Origin of the sequence: Litorerythrobacter xanthomarinus (genome assembly GCF_046254955.1) — a bacterium.
Lineage (GTDB): Bacteria > Pseudomonadota > Alphaproteobacteria > Sphingomonadales > Sphingomonadaceae > Qipengyuania_C.
Genome location: NZ_JBJXRG010000002.1, coordinates 479740 through 497420, shown reverse-complemented (window position 1 = coordinate 497420; position 17681 = coordinate 479740). Strand labels below are relative to the sequence as shown.

16 protein-coding genes and 1 tRNA gene are annotated in these 17681 nt (G+C 59.2%); 2 read left to right on the top strand and 15 right to left on the bottom strand.

All coding sequences use genetic code 11. The features are described from left to right. Positions 1-197: 197 nt before the first annotated feature. From ACEWMW_RS11700 to ACEWMW_RS11675, 6 genes are all read right to left on the bottom strand, one after another. Positions 198-273, bottom strand: a tRNA-Lys gene (locus ACEWMW_RS11700). 109 nt (positions 274-382) lie between these two features. Further along, positions 383-1498, bottom strand: coding sequence for a rod shape-determining protein RodA (rodA, locus tag ACEWMW_RS11695; protein WP_409414120.1), 1116 nt, complete (start codon positions 1496-1498; stop codon positions 383-385). Next, entirely contained in the window at positions 1495-3546 is a 2052-nt protein-coding gene (gene mrdA / locus ACEWMW_RS11690) for a penicillin-binding protein 2 (RefSeq protein WP_409414119.1), read from the bottom strand. The genes rodA and mrdA overlap by 4 nt, the downstream gene beginning before the upstream one ends. Further along, entirely contained in the window at positions 3543-4097 is a 555-nt protein-coding gene (locus tag ACEWMW_RS11685) for a rod shape-determining protein MreD (RefSeq protein ID WP_409414118.1), read from the bottom strand. Before ACEWMW_RS11685 ends, mrdA begins: the two co-directional genes overlap by 4 nt. Further along, a complete protein-coding gene (locus tag ACEWMW_RS11680) occupies positions 4097-4987 on the bottom strand; it encodes a rod shape-determining protein MreC (RefSeq protein WP_409414117.1) in 891 nt (296 codons plus the stop codon). The genes ACEWMW_RS11685 and ACEWMW_RS11680 overlap by 1 nt, the downstream gene beginning before the upstream one ends. Positions 4988-5011: 24 nt before the next feature. Continuing rightward, positions 5012-6055: a rod shape-determining protein gene (locus ACEWMW_RS11675; RefSeq protein WP_409414116.1), complete on the bottom strand. Its 1044-nt coding sequence runs from the start codon at positions 6053-6055 to the stop codon at positions 5012-5014. 190 nt (positions 6056-6245) lie between these two features. On the opposite strand from ACEWMW_RS11675, the gene mutL reads away from it, so the two are divergent. Continuing rightward, positions 6246-8057: a DNA mismatch repair endonuclease MutL gene (gene mutL / locus ACEWMW_RS11670; protein ID WP_409414115.1), complete on the top strand. Its 1812-nt coding sequence runs from the start codon at positions 6246-6248 to the stop codon at positions 8055-8057. Beyond that, the gene (locus ACEWMW_RS11665) at positions 8057-8536 is read left to right on the top strand and encodes a hypothetical protein (RefSeq protein ID WP_409414114.1); all 480 of its coding nucleotides are present in this window, start codon (positions 8057-8059) and stop codon (positions 8534-8536) included. The genes mutL and ACEWMW_RS11665 overlap by 1 nt, the downstream gene beginning before the upstream one ends. Before the next feature lie 6 nt (positions 8537-8542). Here the strand turns inward: ACEWMW_RS11665 and ACEWMW_RS11660 are convergent, their stop codons facing one another. The 9 genes from ACEWMW_RS11660 to ACEWMW_RS11620 all read right to left on the bottom strand — a co-directional run bounded on the left by ACEWMW_RS11660 (position 8543) and on the right by ACEWMW_RS11620 (position 17658). After that, the gene (locus ACEWMW_RS11660; RefSeq protein ID WP_409414113.1) at positions 8543-9007 is read right to left on the bottom strand and encodes a MaoC family dehydratase; all 465 of its coding nucleotides are present in this window, start codon (positions 9005-9007) and stop codon (positions 8543-8545) included. Between the two features lie 64 nt (positions 9008-9071). After that, the gene (locus tag ACEWMW_RS11655) at positions 9072-9869 is read right to left on the bottom strand and encodes a DUF1206 domain-containing protein (protein ID WP_409414112.1); all 798 of its coding nucleotides are present in this window, start codon (positions 9867-9869) and stop codon (positions 9072-9074) included. Positions 9870-9940: 71 nt separating this feature from the next. Beyond that, entirely contained in the window at positions 9941-11041 is a 1101-nt protein-coding gene (gene ychF, locus ACEWMW_RS11650; protein ID WP_409414111.1) for a redox-regulated ATPase YchF, read from the bottom strand. A 62-nt stretch (positions 11042-11103) separates the two neighbouring features. Beyond that, the gene (locus tag ACEWMW_RS11645; protein ID WP_409414110.1) at positions 11104-12093 is read right to left on the bottom strand and encodes an SDR family oxidoreductase; all 990 of its coding nucleotides are present in this window, start codon (positions 12091-12093) and stop codon (positions 11104-11106) included. Positions 12094-12160: 67 nt separating this feature from the next. Beyond that, entirely contained in the window at positions 12161-13645 is a 1485-nt protein-coding gene (locus ACEWMW_RS11640; protein WP_409414109.1) for a SulP family inorganic anion transporter, read from the bottom strand. A 183-nt stretch (positions 13646-13828) separates the two neighbouring features. Further along, positions 13829-14398 carry an aminoacyl-tRNA hydrolase gene (gene pth, locus ACEWMW_RS11635; RefSeq protein WP_409414108.1) on the bottom strand — a complete coding sequence of 190 codons (570 nt, stop codon included), beginning with the start codon at positions 14396-14398 and terminating at the stop codon, positions 13829-13831. Between the two features lie 605 nt (positions 14399-15003). Beyond that, a complete protein-coding gene (locus tag ACEWMW_RS11630) occupies positions 15004-15705 on the bottom strand; it encodes a 50S ribosomal protein L25/general stress protein Ctc (protein WP_409414107.1) in 702 nt (233 codons plus the stop codon). Between the two features lie 154 nt (positions 15706-15859). Then, positions 15860-16744, bottom strand: coding sequence for a TraB/GumN family protein (locus ACEWMW_RS11625; RefSeq protein WP_409414106.1), 885 nt, complete (start codon positions 16742-16744; stop codon positions 15860-15862). Beyond that, complete coding sequence (locus ACEWMW_RS11620; RefSeq protein ID WP_409414105.1) at positions 16741-17658, bottom strand: TraB/GumN family protein; 918 nt, start codon at positions 17656-17658, stop codon at positions 16741-16743. The genes ACEWMW_RS11625 and ACEWMW_RS11620 overlap by 4 nt, the downstream gene beginning before the upstream one ends. Between the last annotated feature and the right edge of the window lie 23 nt (positions 17659-17681).

Here is a 17681-nt window from a genome sequence, read left to right as displayed (position 1 = left end):
TAAAACAGCCTAACTGGCTGAAAATATACTGAATTGCGACCCTCCGGGTGCGCATTCATGCGACCAATATCAACGGGGAAGGGGCCGCTTCGGCCCCTTTTTCTTTGTCTGGGTGATTCGCGCTGAATGGTGCCCAAACGCCAAAGAACGCCAGAAACATGCGCGCAAGCCATGAAAAATTTTGCGCTTGAGAGAGGTGGTGGACGCACTAGGGTTCGAACCTAGGACCCGCTGATTAAGAGTCAGCTGCTCTACCAACTGAGCTATGCGTCCACACTGCCGGATTTCCTACGGCATGCCCGAATCGATCTGATCGGGCGAGGCGCTCATATAGCGGTTGTTTTCCGCAAGAAAAGGCCTCCGTTCGACGATCATGTCGATTCTACCGGATGCCCATCTTCGGCGCCTCGCGATTCCAACGGTTCACCATCATCAGCGTGCCGATGCAGATCATGTTCGTCATCATGGATGATCCGCCATGACTCATAAAGGGCAGGGGGATGCCGACCACGGGCGCAAGCCCCATTACCATCATAAGATTGATGGCGGTGTAGAAGAAGATGGTGGCCACCATGCCCGCTGCCAGAAGTCTCGAGAAGCGATCATTTGACCGTATCGCCACGCGCCAGCCCCAGCGGATGATCAACGCAAATATCCCGATTACCACTATGCCGCCGAGCAGCCCCCATTCCTCTGCCATCGTGGCAAAGACAAAGTCCGTGTGCGGCTCCGGAAGGTAATTGAGATGGCTTTGGGATCCTTCGTTGAACCCTTTGCCGGTGAGCCCGCCCGAACCAATGGCAATCTTGGATTGGGTGATATGATAGCCGGAACCGAGGGGATCACTTTCGGGATCCAGGAAGGTGAATACCCGCCGCTGCTGATAGGGCTGCAGACCGAAGAAGAATGCCAGCGGGGCGATGATCACAGCGGCAGCGGCGCCCATCCCGAACCATTTCAGCGGCAATCCGGCCAGGAACATAACCACCGCACCGCCGAAACCAATAGCCAGGGCAGTGCCGAGGTCCGGTTGTAGCAGGACAAGAGCCATCGGAATGCCGATCAATACCCCCGATGGCACGACCGCGCGCCAGCTATGCGTCATTCCCGCCGGCAGCGTGTCATAAAAGCGCGCCAAGGTAAGTACGATGACCGGTTTCATCAGCTCGGAAGGTTGCAACTGCATGAAGCCGAGATCGAGCCAGCGCTGGCTCCCCCCACCAACAAAACCGATTGCTTCGACCGCCATCAGCATGATCAGGACGAGCGCGTATACCGGGTAGGCGAAGAAACGGACGAACTCGCGCGAGAAGCGAGTCATGATTGCCGCAACGACCATGAATACGCCGAAACGGATCAGATGGGAAGATGCATAGGGAGACATACTGCCCCCGGCAGCAGAGAACAGAACTGCCCCCCCGAACGCGACCAGCACAAATAGGGGGATCAACATCTGCCATGGCTGCCTGGCAATAGGCGCGGGGATCAGCGAGTTCATTGAGGCGGCGGACCTTCGCCGCGCGGGTTGGCCTCTGAGCGTGGAGTGATGACTTCTTCCGCAATTGCCGCAGGTGCATTCGCCGCAGCCCGCGCCTCGGCTTCGACCTCGTCAAAGATCTCTTCCTTGCGGCGCGGAACGGGCGGAACGCTTTCACCCGCCTCTGCCGCAAATGCGGCATATTTGGCCGCCAGCCTTTGTTGCGCGGTACCGCCCCATTGTTTCTCGAGCGCGTGCAGGGCCTCGAGCCCCTTTTGTGGATCGAACAAGAAAGTCATCACGTCGCGCGCGATTGGGTAGGCGGCGCCAGATCCCCCGCCGTGCTCAATCACCACAGCACCGGCATAACGCGGATTATCGAACGGGGCGAAGAAGGTGAACAGGCCATGATCGCGGAACTTCCATGGTCCAGTTCTGCCGTCCGAAATGTTTAGCCCTACTACCTGCGCGGTGCCGGTCTTGCCCGCCATCTTGATATCATCGAATGGGAGGCGCCCCCTGCCGGCAGTACCGGGCCCGTTGACCACGTCGCTCATGGCTTGGCGGACGTAGGCCACGTGTTCATCGCTGAAGTCGACTTCGTCAAAGCCCTTTGGCGGAGTGGCCATATTCAAGCGCGGCATCACATGGCGGCCGGTTGCAAGCCGCGCCGAGCTCACCGCCAGTTGAAGCGGGCTGGAAAGCATGTACCCTTGCCCGATCGTGGCGTTAACAGTGTCGAACGCCTGCCACTCGCGCCCGTATTTTTCCAGCTTCCAATCGGGATCAGGCACCGTTCCATAGAACTGCGTTGTGACGGGTAGCTCGAATTCCTGGCCCAGGCCGCAGCGCCGCGCCATCGCGGCGATCGGGTCCATACCGATGCGCTGGGCGAAGTAATAGTAATAGACGTCGCAGCTTTGATAGATGCCCTTGGCCATATTGACCGTGCCGTGCCCGCCGCGCTTCCAACAGCGGAAAACGCGATTACCAACACGCAGGCCGCCCGAGCAATTGACCGTTTCTTCGGGATCCAGCCCTTCGCGCAGGAATGCCATCGACACCATCGGTTTGACCGTTGATCCCGGCGGATAGAGTCCCTGTAGAACCTTGTTGCGCAGCGGGACGCGTTCGTCCTCGCGCAACATCGCATACTCGACGCGGCCAATACCGGCCGAGAAACTGTTGGGATCGAAACTTGGCATGGATGCCATGCACAGCAAGTCGCCCGTCCGACAATCCATCACAACCACCGATCCGGATTCAAGACCGATACGGCGCGCAGCATAGTCCTGAAGTGGACCGTCGATCGTCAGGCGTATTGGATCGCCTTGCACATCTTCCCGCGTTTCAAGGTCCCGCACGATGCGGCCAGATGCGGTGACTTCGACCCTGCGTGCACCAGGCAGGCCGCGCAGATCCTGCTCGAATTGCTTTTCCAGCCCGTCCTTGCCGATTTTGTAACCCGGAGTGATCAGCAGTGGATTGCGATCGTTCTCATATTCATCGGCAGATGCCGGTCCGACGTATCCCAGGAGATGGCCGACCGCCGGACCGGTGGGATAGAAACGCGAAAAGCCTCGTTGCGGAACCACGCCGGGCAGATCCGGGAGCCTGACGCTGATCGCCGCGAATTGCTCGTAGTCGAGCCCGCTCGCAACCTCAATTGGTTGAAATCCGCGGGCCTCGCCAACCTTCTTTTCGAGATCTGCCACGGCCGCTGCATCAAGACCCACGATATTGCCCAGTACCGCGATCGTTTTCTTGGGGTCGTTGGTGCGTTCCGGGATGATATCGACGCGAAAATCGGCGCGGTTGGAGGCAAGTGGCGCACCGTCCCGGTCGAGTATCCATCCCCGGCGAGGAGGAATTAGCGAGAGATTGACCCGGTTGCTCTCAGATTCGAGCCGATACTTCTCGTTCTCGGCGATTGCGATGTAGGCCATCCGCGCTGCGAGAAGAACACCGACACCGCCCTGAATCCCGCCGATCAGCATTGCCCGGCGGTCAAAGGCGTTCTTCAGGCTGCCTGAGCTGATATGCTTTCCGGTCGCGTCGCTCAACATCATGCGATGGTCCGTATGCGCATCAGCCTGAACCGGTCCAGTCTTGAGGCAATGCGGGTCAGCAAGGGATAAGTCAGGATTGAAAGGAGCAGTTGGGGTCCCAGCGCGACCAGCATAGGAAGCGTTATCGATGCGCCTGACAGAAGAGCGCCCGCAGCTATGTACACGATGAGCAAGCCTGACGCGGTCACCCAATCGAGCCAAAAATCGCGCCATGGAAAGCGGGTCTCGATCACCTCGAGCGCAATCATTGCGAGCGACCACAAAAGTATTGCGCTGCCGAATGGCTGGCCGCTGAAAAGATCATCGAATATCCCGAGCGGGAAGCCCGCCCACACGGGCAACAAACCGGGACGAAGCATTCGCCACGCGAGCAGCATTATGAAGCCCAGCGGCGGAATGAGGGGCAGGGCAGTCGCAATGAGAATGCTGGGAATGAACGAGCCAAGCAGGACCGAAGCCCATGGCACCGCATAAACCAGTATGCGAGAATGATCCCGGTTGATGCGGCTGCCGTATTCATCGCTACGCGATCGCGGGTTGAGCTGCTCCATCAGGGGGCGAGCTCGATTTCTGGAGGGGTCTCGCCAGCTAGCACTGCTTGCGGCTCAAATATCGGCTCGACCGAAACCCAGTCAGTCGCTGCAGGGTCGCTGATAATGCGGGCAAGTGCGCCATCATCGGTAACCTCGGCCACAATGGCGACTGCGATGCCGGGGCGATAGTATCCGCCGGCGCCGCTGGTCACGAAGACATCGCCCGGCTCGAGCGGGTTGATCCCGAGGTTGATCAGGCGAATACGCAGCATGCCATCGCCGCGTCCCTCGGCAAATGCCACCAATTCATCGGTCGCGCGGCGGACCGGAAGCACGCTTTCGCTATCGGTTAGGAGCAGCACACGAGAGCTATCGACCGAAACTTCGAGAATACGTCCGACGATACCTCGAGGACTGCGAACGGGCATGCCGATGTCGATACCGTCGTTCTTGCCGATCCCGAGATAAGCAAAGCGGCGCGCGCTCGACGCCGTAGAGCCCGTCAGGCGTCCGACAGCAACTGGTTCGATATCCTCGTTTTGGAAGCCCAGCAGGCCCTTTAGGCGCTCGTTTTCCTGCCTCACGGCCTCGGCTTCAGCGAGCCTTATCCGCGCGAGCTCCATTTCGTTGCGCAGCTCGGCATTCTGGCTTCCGGCACGGTAGAATCCAGCGATCGATTCGAAAAACCCCTGACTCTCGGTACGGACTTCGGCACTGGTCTCGCCAAGCGGCTCGACTGCATCCTGCGCCGGACCGCGCAAGCCGCTGAAACTGGAGGGCCAGAAAAGGGAGATGCCGAGCAAGATCGCACCGATCAGAGCGCCGATACCTGCCACGACGTAGCCGGTAAAAACGCTGTATTGCGCTTTACGAGAGAAACTCGAGCGCCGTGATGCAGGCGGCGCCATGGCCCTGCTTTCCTCCTTCGCCCTTTATGCGGTCATCAAGACACCGCGGTAGATCTCGTCTTCCATTGCGCGGCCGGTACCGAGCGCAACGCATGATAGCGGGTCTTCCGCAATGCTGACTGGCAGGCCAGTCTCTTCGCGAAGATATTCATCGAGGCCGGCAATCAGGGCGCCGCCGCCTGTGAGCACGATACCCTGGTCGACTATATCAGCCGCGAGTTCGGGTGCCGTATTCTCGAGCGCGATGCGAACTCCTTCGACAATAGCGCCGATCGGCTCGGACAGGGCTTCGGCCACATGCGCCTGGTTGATCGTGATTTCCTTTGGCACGCCGTTCACAAGGTCCCGTCCCTTGAGAGTAAATGTCTCGCCAACCCCGTCTTCGGGCACCTGTGCGATACCGTAATCTTTCTTGATGCGCTCGGCCGTGGCTTCACCGATGAGGAGGTTATGGTGTCGCCTGACGTAGGAGACGATCGCCTCATCCATCTTGTCCCCGCCGGTTCGGACTGAGGTGGTGTAGGCAAGACCGCGGAGCGAAAGCACTGCGACTTCGGTTGTGCCGCCGCCGATATCGACCACCATGGAGCCGACCGGCTCGGTGACGGGCATGTCGGCTCCAATGGCCGCTGCCATCGGCTCAAGGATGAGGAACACCTCGGAAGCACCGGCATTCGATGCGGCGTCACGGATCGCGCGGCGCTCGACAGAGGTTGATCCGGAAGGGACGCAGATCACGATTTCGGGATAGCGCAGGAGGCTCTTGCGGCCATGGACCTTGCGAATGAAGTGCTTGATCATTTCCTCGGCGATTTCGATGTCGGCAATAACGCCATCGCGCAGCGGCCGGATCGCCTCGATGCTGTCTGGTGTTTTGCCCATCATCATCTTCGCATCGTCGCCCACTGCCTTGACGCGCTTGATGCCGTTGATCGTCTCGATCGCGACCACTGACGGTTCGTTGAGGATGATGCCCTGGCCTTCGACGTAAACCAGCGTGTTGGCCGTTCCGAGGTCGATGGCCATGTTATGGGAACCGAATTTGAAGAGGCTCGAAAAGAAGCTCATTGGAGTGGTGCAATCCGTAGTAGTTGAGGTCCGCCTTCACCATGATGGACGAGACGCGACCCGGTAGGTTCTGGAATTGGCCTTGCTCTAGCCAACCCGTCACTAAAAGGCCAAAAATTTATGAGGAAAGGATGAAGGCTTTTCCACTGATGACCTCGAATTTGCTGCAGTTCATCGCTAGTCTAACGGGATGCCCGAAATTCGCCGTCTTCCCGAAGCTCTCGTCAACCGCATTGCGGCCGGCGAAGTGGTCGAGCGGCCGGCCTCTGCACTCAAGGAATTGGTGGAGAATGCCATCGATGCCGGGGCGCATCGGATCGACGTAAAGTTGATAGGGGGCGGGTTGGAGCGCCTTGAGGTTACGGACGATGGCTGCGGTATGTCACCAGAGCAAATGGCATTGGCGATGGAGCGGCATGCGACGTCCAAGCTGCCCTACGAAGCGATTGAGCAGGTGGCGACGCTCGGCTTTCGCGGAGAAGCGCTTCCTTCGATTGCCAGCGTGGCGCGTTTCGAGCTTGAGAGCCGTCCGCACGATGCGAAGCAAGGTTGGCGTTTAGTGGTTGACCACGGCGATGTGGCCGAAAGCGGGCCGGTAGGGCTGCCTCCCGGCACGCGGGCGCGGGTCGAAAACCTGTTCGGAAAGGTCCCTGCGCGGCGCAAGTTCCTGCGCACTGAACGCAGTGAATATGGCGCGTGTCACGATGTAATACGCAGGTTGGCCATGGCCCGGCCCGATGTCGCCTTCTCTTTCACCCATGGTGATCGGCAGATATTCCGTCTTCCTGCAGGCCAGCAATTGCCTGACCGGGTGGCGCAGATTGTCGCGCGTGAACTCAAGGACAACGGTGTGGAGATTGTCGCCGAACGCGAAGCGATGCGTCTTACCGGGGTCGCGGGCCTGCCGACATACAATCGCGGCGTGGCCGATCACCAGTACCTTTTCGTGAACGGCCGTCCAGTGAAAGACCGATTGCTAATCGGCGCCGTGCGGGGTGCCTATTCAGATATGTTGGCCCGCGACCGACATGCGGTACTGGCGCTTTTCCTAGAGATTCCAGGAGAGGATGTGGACGTGAATGTCCACCCGGCGAAGACCGAAGTGCGGTTCCGCGATGCGAAGGGTGTGCGTGGTTTCATCGTATCCGGATTGCGGCAAGCGCTGGCGACTGGCGATCGCCGGAGCGCGCAGTCGCCCGATGCTGCGGCGATGGGTCGATGGCAGCTGGAGCCCGCCGCGGCGTTGAGCTCTATTTTCACCGGACGGGATTGGAACCGCCCATCGACCGGCGTGCGCGAAGCCTCGCAAGAATGGCGCAGCTATGAAGCGGACGTCATGACCGCGCCTGAGGCGCATGATATGGCCTTGCCCCAGGGCAGGGCAGAGGTGGCCCAGCCTGCCGACGCGGAAGCTGCTGACTATCCGCTTGGAATAGCGCGCGGGCAGGTGGCGGAGACATACATCGTCGCTGAAGCAAATGACGGCCTTGTGCTCGTCGACCAGCATGCAGCGCACGAGCGCCTTGTGCTCGAGCGGCTCAAGGCCGCAGGGGCCGAAGAAGCGGTGGCGAGGGCACAGGCCTTGCTTATTCCCGATGTGGTGGAGCTCGATGAGGCTGATTGCGATCGGCTCGAATCTTCGATCGAACCGCTGGCCAGACTGGGCCTTGTCATGGAACGGTTCGGTCCTGGAGCGATGCTGGTGCGCAGTGTCCCCCATGCGCTGGCCGGCGCCGACCCGGCCAAGTTGCTACAAGACATTGCAGACGATATCGCCAAACATGGCGAAGCGCTGCTCCTGGGTGAGAAGCTGGACCTCGTACTTGCGACCATGGCGTGTCACGGCTCGGTGCGGGCAGGCCGCGTGCTCTCGGTCGCGGAAATGAATGCCCTGCTGCGCGAGATGGAGCGAACCCCGCGCTCGGGTCAATGTAATCATGGTCGGCCCACATGGGTTAAGCTCTCGATGGACGATGTCGAGAAGCTGTTCGGGAGGCACTGATGCGCTACTTGGTCATGCTTGCGCTTTGCACCGTACTGGTCGCGTGCGAGCAGGAAATGTCCGTCGAGGAACAGCGAGCTGCGGTTGAGGCATCACAGGTGCCGCCCGTAATCCCGGAAGAGCCGCAGGCGATCCGTTATACGGACATCGAGAAGTACGAGATCTATGGTTCAAGCTGCGCTTTCGCGCCGGAGGGCGGCGGATTGGGTGCCTTGGCGATCGCCATGGCGGATGCCGGATACATGAAAATCGATGGCGATATTGTCAGTTTCTCGCCCGATACAGGCAGCGGTGAACTGCCGTTGGGCGCGCGGGAGCGCTATACCGACACGCATTATAGCTTCGTGCTGACGCTCGATCAGGACCAGGGCAGACAAGCGGGCTATGAGACGCAAGATTTCCCGGCGCGGCTAGTCTTGCGGAACGAGCGAGACCAAGTGGTTTATCAGGCCAAGGGCCTGGCCCAATGCGGTGTCTAGCGCGCGCTAGTCTTTGATCGGTGCATCAGGGTCGCGAACAGCGACAAGACCGATATTCTCAAGTTCGAGCACAACATCATCGTGCTGGTTGAAGACTTTCAGGTGCCCCTTGATGATACCCATCTCCGGGCGGGACTGGCTGCGGCGCTTTTCCGCGAGCACGCTTTCGATGCGCAGCGTATCGCCGGGGAAGACCGGTTTCTTCCAGCGCAAGTTGTCGAGGCCAGGCGATCCAAGGCCCGCCTGTTCGTTATCTTTCATGTTCTCGACCATCATCGCCATCATCATGGCGCAGGTATGCCAGCCACTTGCCGCCACTTTCCCGAAATGGGTTTTGGCAGCCGCTTCATCGTCGAGATGGAATGGCTGCGGATCGTATTTGGAGGCAAATTCGATGACCTCTTCGCGCGTCACTTCATAGTTTCCGAAGCTTTGCTTCCGACCAACCTCAAGATCTTCGAAGTACAGCATCGAGCCTCCGTTTCATTGCGAAACCGAAACCCGATGCTGTGACTCTATTCCACTGGCAAGAATATCAGGCGCGGAAGCTTGGAACTTTGCCGTCGCTGTCCATGTCTGGAATGATGCGGTAACGTGCCAGGATCAGGCTGAAGAGCCCAAAGATGAGAAGACCGATGGCTACGAGTGTGAAGATTACGCCCTGACCAGCTAGTGAAGCCACCGCGTCGCCAAGCGTCTTGACCTGCTCGCTCCCGCCCGAGAGGAAGCCGGCGTTGAACAGGGACCAACCGATCACCACAAAAACCACCGCTCTCGCCGCGAATCCAATGCGGCCCATAATGCTGGTCTGGCTCGGAGCGCTGGCGGAGATACGTTCCATAAAGCTGCCAGTCAGCGCCTTCTTGGCCTGGTTGAATGCAGCAAGGAAAAACGCGACCCCCAGAATACCAAGGATGGCCCCGCCCAGGTCCATGGACATTACGCCAGCGGCCGCTTTCTGGGCTCCGCCGTCCGAGCCGGAGCCGCTGGTTGCAAACTGGTAGGATGACCATGCCAGCGCTAGGTGGCCGATCGCGCTACCGGCATGGCCGAGCCGCTTGCCCCATCCGACGGCGTCGCTGCCGTGGTTTTCGATGTCGAGGAAAGTCGATGCGAAACGGAACAACGCATAAGCGAGCAGGCCAATGACCATCAGCCAGAGGATCAGAGTGCCAGCTGGGAAATTTTCGATCGCGCGGAAGATACCGTCGGTACCCTTGCTGATCTCGCCCACGCTTGTCAGCGCTATGAGGCCGAGCACCGTGTAAAGGATTGCGCGACTGAAATAGCCCACCCTTACGAGCGTTTTGAATTTTTCCGATTTATCGACCATGGATGCATCCCCGTTTCTGGTTTCGGGAATGCAACGGCGCGACCGGTGGCTTTGTTCCTTTAGCCGACGATTTATACGTTGAATTTGAACAGCATGACGTCCCCGTCCTGGACGAGGTATTCTTTACCTTCCTGCCTCAGCTTACCGGCATCGCGCGCTGCGCTTTCGCCGCCCAGCGAGATGTAATCATCATAGGCGATGGTTTCGGCACGGATGAAACCGCGCTCGAAATCGGTATGGATCTCGCCTGCCGCTTGCGGCGCTTTGGCACCGACCGGGAAGGTCCATGCGCGCGATTCCTTGGGCCCGGCCGTGAAGAAAGTCTGCAGGTCGAGCAGTTTGTAACCGGCCTTGATGACCCGCGAGAGGCCGGATTCTTCGAGGCCCAGCTCAGCGAGGTATTCGGCGCGATCTTCTGCCTCCATGCCGACCAGTTCGGATTCGATAGCGGCGGAGACGATCACTGACTGGGCGCCTTCAGCCGCCGCCTTTTCGGCGACCATGGCCGATAACGCGTTGCCGTTCGCCGCATCTTCTTCGGCCACGTTGCAGACGTAGAGGACCGGCTTTGCGGTGAGCAATTGTGCCTGACGGAAAATCCGCGCTTCTTCATCATCTTTCGGTTCAGTGAGCCGAGCCGGCTTGCCTTCGCGCAGCAATGCGAGGGCCTGACCGAGGACGCTGGCAGCAATTTTGGCTTCCTTGTCTCCGCCGGTGGCGCGCTTTTCCGCCGCCGGGACGCGCTTTTCGAGGCTCTCGAGATCGGACAGCATCAGCTCGGTTTCGACCACTTCGGCATCTGCCAGCGGATCGATCTTGTTGCTGACGTGCTGGATGTCATCGTCTTCGAAGCATCGCAGAACATGGACGATGGCATCAACTTCGCGAATATTGCCGAGGAACTGGTTGCCGAGGCCTTCGCCCTGGCTGGCACCTTTGACGAGGCCCGCGATATCCACGAAGGCCAGCTGCGTTGGCACGACCTTGGCCGATTTCGCAATCGCGGCAATTTTGTCGAGCCGTTCGTCCGGTACGGCGACCTGGCCGACATTCGGCTCAATCGTGCAGAACGGATAGTTCGCAGCCTGTGCGGCCTGCGTCTCGGTCAATGCATTGAAGAGGGTGGACTTGCCGACATTGGGCAAGCCGACGATCCCGCAACGGAAACCCATCAGAAACTCCGGAATAAATGTGTGGCGCGCGCCTTAGCGGGGCCGGACGGTGAAAGCCAGCGTCAGTCGTACACTGCCTTCACCCATGGGCCGAACGGTGAATTGCCGAGCCAGCCAACCTGAACCTCGGCAGTGAGATCGTTAATCGCGATCTGCGGCTTCGCCCCCGGGTGGACCGCGGTACGCAGCGGACGGGTTCCTGCAGGCATGGCGATGATCATCGCGATCGCGCGCGGCACGTCCATCGGATCGGTCGAGCCCCCTCCAGTGCGACGGCCGAGCTGTGCCACCAATTCCGGATAACCCGAGGTGTGCGTACCATCGGCCCGCGACAGCAAATCGAGGGCGTTCTTATTGGCGTTGGACCAGATCATCGTCGGGTAACCACCCGGCTCAATAATCGCGACATCGACCCCGTGCGGAACAAGTTCATAGGCCATCTGCTCGCTCATTGCTTCAAGCGCAAACTTGGTGCCGGAGTACTGGCCATAGGCCGGGACAACGACGCGGCCCAATTGCGAGGTGATATTGATGATCAACCCCGATCTTGCGGCGCGCATGGCAGGAAGAACCGCACGCGAGAGACGATGTGGGCCGTAGACATTGGTATCGAAGGTGAGCTTGGTCGCCTCCATGTCCTGAATCTCGATCGGACCGCCAAAAGACAAACCGGCATTGTTGATCAGCACATCGAGTGCACCGCCAAGCTCATTTTCGGCCTGGGAGACTGCCTCCCGCACTTCGTTGTCGTCGAGCACATCGAGCCGCATCACGCGGATATCGAGGCCTTCGGATTTGGCCAGCGCCTCGAGTTCTTCCGCCTCGGGTCGCGGTGTGTTGCGCATGGTTGCGAAGACGGTTGCGCCAAGGCGCGCGTAGTACTCCGCACCGAGCCTGCCAAAACCAGTTGAGCAACCGGTGATGAGGATGCTTTTGCCTGAAAGATCGAGTTCCGCCTCGACCATATCGGGCTGGGCAAAGCTTGCAGTCGCCACAAAGGCGCCAGTGGCTGCGGCTCCTGCCAGCAGGTTTCGGCGTGTCAGTTCGGGCATGAGTATCTCCTTGCTGCCGCCTCTACCACAATTGGCGACCGATTAAGAAACCGCTAGCCGCGATTTATCAATGCCCGACCGTTCCGAGCGTCGTGAACGGTTCCTCGAACTCGCCGAAGCGATCGACCAGCGTGGCACTCGCTTGGTTGAGGCCTACCACTTCGACCGTTTTTCCATTCCGATCGAGGCGTGCAACGACCTTGTCGAGAATGCCGGTGGCCGAGATATCCCAGAAATGCGCGTGTGTGACGTCGATCCGCACGTTCGGTGCATCGTCATCGTACAGGATCTCGCGCTCCACGCGGTCGACCGAGGCGAAGAACACCTCACCTCGCACGAGGTATGTGCGGGTCTGGCCATCTGCGGACACGAATGTCTCGGTGCTCATCAGGCGGCGGACCTTGTAGGCGAAGAAGATGCCCGAAAGGAGCACGCCCACCAGCACGCCCTGCGCCAGATCGTGTGTCCATACGACCACGAATACAGTGGCGAGCATGACGACCGATGACGGCCAGGGATGGTGGGTGATGTTACGTATCGAGTTCCACGCGAAGGTCCCGATCGAGACCATGATCATCACCGCCACGAGCGCGGGCATCGGTACCTTGGCCACCAATGGTCCCAGCAGGACGCACATTATCATCAGCGATACGCCGGCAACCAGTGTGGAGAGCCGTGTCCGCCCACCCGATTTTACATTGATCACCGACTGGCCGATCATGGCACAGCCGCCCATGCCGCCGAACAGGCCGGTCACGAAATTGGCGATTCCCTGTCCGCTCACTTCGCGCTTCTTGTCGCTTCCGCTGTCCGTCATGTCGTCGACTATCTGCGCGGTCAGCAGCGATTCGAGCAGTCCGACTGCTGCCATCGTGAGCGAGTAGGGCGCGATGATCGCAATTGTTTCCCAGGTCAAAGGTACGTCGGGCAAGGCGAAACTGGGCAGGCTGGAGGGTAGCGTGCCCATTTGCCCCACTGTGTTGACGTCGAGCCCGAAGCCAATCGAAACTGCCGAAAGCACGATAATGGCAATGAGCGGGGACGGGATGGCGGTGGTCAATCGCGGCAAAAGGTAGATGATCGCCAGACCAGCGGCGACAAGCGCGTAGGTCATTGGTGTTACGCCGACGAGCTGCGGGATCTGGGCCACGAAGATCAGGATCGCGAGCGCGTTGACGAAGCCGGTGACGACCGATCGCGAGACAAATCGCATCAAAAGGTCAAGCCGGAGCAGAGCTGCAATGATCTGGAAGATGCCCATCAGCAGCGTCGCCGCGAAGAGATATTCCACACCGTGATCGCGCACGAGCGGGATGACGACCACTGCAACAGCGGCAGTCGCGGCCGATATCATGCCCGGGCGGCCGCCAGTGAACGCGATGATCGTTGCAATCGTGAACGAGGCATAGAGCCCAACGCTTGGGTCAACCCCGGCAATGAGGGCGAAGCCAATCGCTTCGGGTATCAGGGCAAGGGCGACAACGAGCCCGGCAAGGATATCATTGCGCGGGTTCGAGAACCAATGGCGCAGATAGGAGGTGGTGGGGGACATGTATTCTCGTTTTGGCTTGGCGCACAAAATTCCTCCCATGGCTGCCTAAGGCAGGACGACGGAACCTGGCTGTCTTCAGATTGTGAGATGGTCGCCGGAAGCGGCGCATCGATTCCTCGGGGCGCTAGCTGCGTTTGGAATTGTTCGCAAGTGCAGCATTGCTTGACCGAACCATGGCTGAGCCTATCCGTTCAATCGCAGTGCCAGATCACTCATGAAGCGCGCGTCGTCATTCTCGGCCAGCCAGTGCGCTTCTGCTGCGATGCCCGAAAGCATGTCGATCAGAGGTTGATGCTCGGCCTTGGCGTAATTGCCTAGGACATGGCCGGTGACCCGATCCTTGTTCCCGGGATGTCCAATGCCAATGCGGATGCGCCGGAAGTCTTCGCCGATATGCTGAATGGTGGAGCGAATGCCATTGTGGCCCGCCGCGCCGCCCCCGCGCTTCACTTTCACCTTGAAAGGCTCGAGATCGAGTTCATCATAGAACACGGTCACGTCTTGCGGCTCCAGCTTGTAGTAGCGCATTGCCTCGCCGATGGCCTGACCGGACTTGTTCATGAAGGTAGCGGGCTTGAGCAGCAGGATCTTCTCGGGGCCGATGCGCCCTTCCTGCAGCCAGCCGGAAAACTTCTTCTGGACCGGTCCGAAATCGTGCACCTCGGCTAGTACGTCAGCCGTCATGAAGCCGACATTGTGCCGGTTCATCGCATACTGCGGTCCGGGATTTCCAAGGCCTGCCCAAATTTGCATGGCGTGCGACTACCCTACGAAAGTCGTTCAAGAAAGGCCTCTGCATCGCTAGGATGACGAAACCGAAAAAGTTTTCCCTGGTAGCCGGTGAGATGCCTTTCCGACACACGGCGTTGTTTCGTTCGAAAGGTTGCTGTGTACTTCAAGAACGACCAATCAAATCGCTCTGGGCATCCTTTTGCGGCGTCGGCGCGAACCGAGCCGTGCGATGAAACAACCCTCCGGACAAGGCGCCACATGCAGAGCCAAGTCGGATAATCGAGCAGTATTGAAGTGTCAGCGCGCGCAAGTCTGCGCGGAAGGCTACTTCCATAATTGCCATCCATGATCCATTCCGGACGAGCAAGCAGAACTTCAAGCTTGGCGTCCCAATCTTCTCGCTCCGGCTCACGCCAACCTGGTAGATGATATTCCGCATCCAGATGGATAAGCGGCAGCCCCGAGCGGGCGCTTAGCGCGCGTCCAAATGTCGACTTACCCGCTCCGGGTGATCCGATTATGAGCACGCGTTGCATGGCAAAGTTCTTTGCCGTCGTTGCGCTTGAAAAGCAAAACGCCGGCCTCTTTCGAGACCGGCGCCTTGGTGTTTCCTGTGCAGGTAGAGCTTATTCGCTCTTGTCTTCCTGCTCTTCGGCTGCGTCGGCATCCGGACCTTGTTCGGTCGCAGCGGTCTCGCCAGCTTCCATATCTTCGCCGGTCTGATCATCGCCGCCTTCGCCTTCTTCTTCGGCTTTCTTAAGCGCAGAAGGAGCGACCACGGTAGCGATGGTGAAGTCACGATCGGTGATCGCGCTTTCCGAACCTTGTGGCAAAGTGATCTCGCTGATGTGGATCGAGTCGCCGACTTCCTTGCCGGTAACATCGATTTGGATCTGGTCGGGGATCTTGTCCGATTCGCAGATCAATTCCAGATCGTGGCGGACGACATTGAGAACGCCGCCCTTCTTGAGGCCGGGGCTTTCTTCTTCGTTTATGAAGACGACCGGAACCGCAACTTCGATCTTCGCGTCCTTGCTCAGGCGCAGGAAGTCGACATGCGTCGGACGGTCGGTGACCGGGTGAAAGGCGACATCTTTCGGCAGCGTACGCTCGCTATTGCCGTCAACATCGATCATCACGATCGAGTTCATGAAGTGGCCAAGCATCAGTTGGCGGACCAGTTCCTTCTCTTCGAGATGGATCGGTCTGGGATCTTCTTTGCCGCCGTAAATTACAGCGGGGACCCGGCCTTCGCGACGCAGTGCACGGGAGGCTCCCTTGCCTGCCCGTTCGCGCGTCTCAGCCGGCAGTGTCAGAGCGTCGCTCATGTCATAAGCCTTTCGAAATGCGTTTGGTTACAGTTTTTCCGCCACGCCTCCAGGGATGACCATGGCCGGAAAGAGCGCGCCTCTAAGAGGAAACGGGCCGGAATGCAAGCGCTCTTGGCTTAAGCACCAGTGTCCGCGGCAAACAAGAGCTCCGCTATTGCAAACGGCGAATGCGATAACCCTGCTTGCCGAGCAAGGACGGAAGGCCAGTCTCGCCGATAAGATGGGCGGCGCCTATAGCGACGAAGTATTTCCGCTCGTCTTTCAGCATTTGCTCCACCTTGGCTGCCATCGCGATGTTGCGATCAGTAAGCAGGGCATCGTTCAGCCCGGGGGAACCCGCCATGGATTCGGTTATCGCTTCCTCAAGAGCGCTCACGTCTCCACTAAGCCAGAGCTGGCGGAGCTCTGCGGCTTCATTCTCTTCGGTTGCATATTCGTCGATAGTGGAATGGAGCAGCGCGCGCTGGTCTTGGGGTGCGAGGTCATCAAAGATCTTGAGCTGGGCATAAAGGCCTTCCAATTCGGTCACCGGGATCGGGCGCCGCTCTTTAAACGGGTTTCGCGCGTCCTTGATCAGCGCTTGATCGACGCCGTTCTCCGGATCTGCATCGCGTCCGATCTGGCCCAGGGTCAATGCTGCTGCCCAGTCTTCCACATTGGCGAAGCGCGTTTCGCTGATCCCGGCACTGGAGATCATCTGGTGCAAATCAGTGCGGCGATCGGCCGAGACGCGCTCTGACAGGGGAGGAAGGCCGGGAGTGGTCGCAAGTTGGCGAAAGACCGCAGTGTCACTGAAATCGGCTACTTCCACGACGAGTATCTCGGCATCGGCCAAGGTCGTTTCGAAAGTCTCGGTCCGCCACTGGGTATCGTCGGGCAAGGCGTGGATCGTACCGAAGAGCCAACCCTCCACCTCGCCATTGGCGGATTCTATTTGCCACAGCGCAGGGGAGGGGGGATCGGCGGGTTGTTGTGCGGTGTCGCAGCCCGCCGCCCAGAAGAACAGGGCGGCAAGTGCAACAAACCATTGTCTCACTGGACGCGGGTCGTTTCGACGCCAAGCTCGCCCAGCATATCCTGAACGCTCTGGTCGCCTGCAAGGTGACCAGCACCGACCGCGATGAAGAGAGTTCCAGGCGCATCGAGCCGAGTCTCGATCCATTCTGCCCAGTTACGGTTGCGAATATAGAGCAGCCGCTCGGCAACGACCGGATCATCAAGGCCTTCGTTCATCAAATCGGCAAGCGAATCGGCGTCGCCCTCAAGCCATTCGACCAGCATCGCATCAAGCATCGGCTTGATCTGGTCCACGTTCTCGGCGGTGTCGAGCAGGAAGCGGATCTGCGTTTCTTCGGGCATCGAATCGAATACCGCGATCTGGTAGTCGATCGTTTCCAATGCGCCGCGCTGGATGCCATCGGCGTTCTTCAGGAGAACCATTTCGACGCCGGATTCTGGCGTATAGCCCTGCTGCAGGAGCGGCAGTATCGACATCATCATCGCGGCGTACCATGGCTCGAACTGGTCAAAGGCAGCGACTGGAAGGCCAAGCTTGGTCATGCCTTCTTCGAATTTGGGTCTTTGCTCTTCGGTCAGCTTGCTACGCAAGGTCGTGCCGGCAGGGTAGACTCCCTTTTCGATCACGAGTTCCTGCATCTTCGTCGCCATGGAATCGTCCATGGTGATTTCGGTTACGATGGAATCGGAAGAGGCAAGCGCTTCCTTGATTGTCACATTGTACCAGTCGACACCTTCTGGAAGGGCATGGACGGTGCCAAACAGGTAGATCGTGGTGTCTTCATCGGCGACTTTCCATAGTGCCGGGCCAGCAGGCTTTTCGGCCACTTCTTCGACCTCGGGAGTTTCGTCGACTTCGTGCGCGAAAACCGGAGCGGCGAGGGTGAGAGCAAGGCCGGACGCGGCGGCAGAGAGATAATTTCTGAGATTCATGATTGCGATCCTTTGAAGGGTTG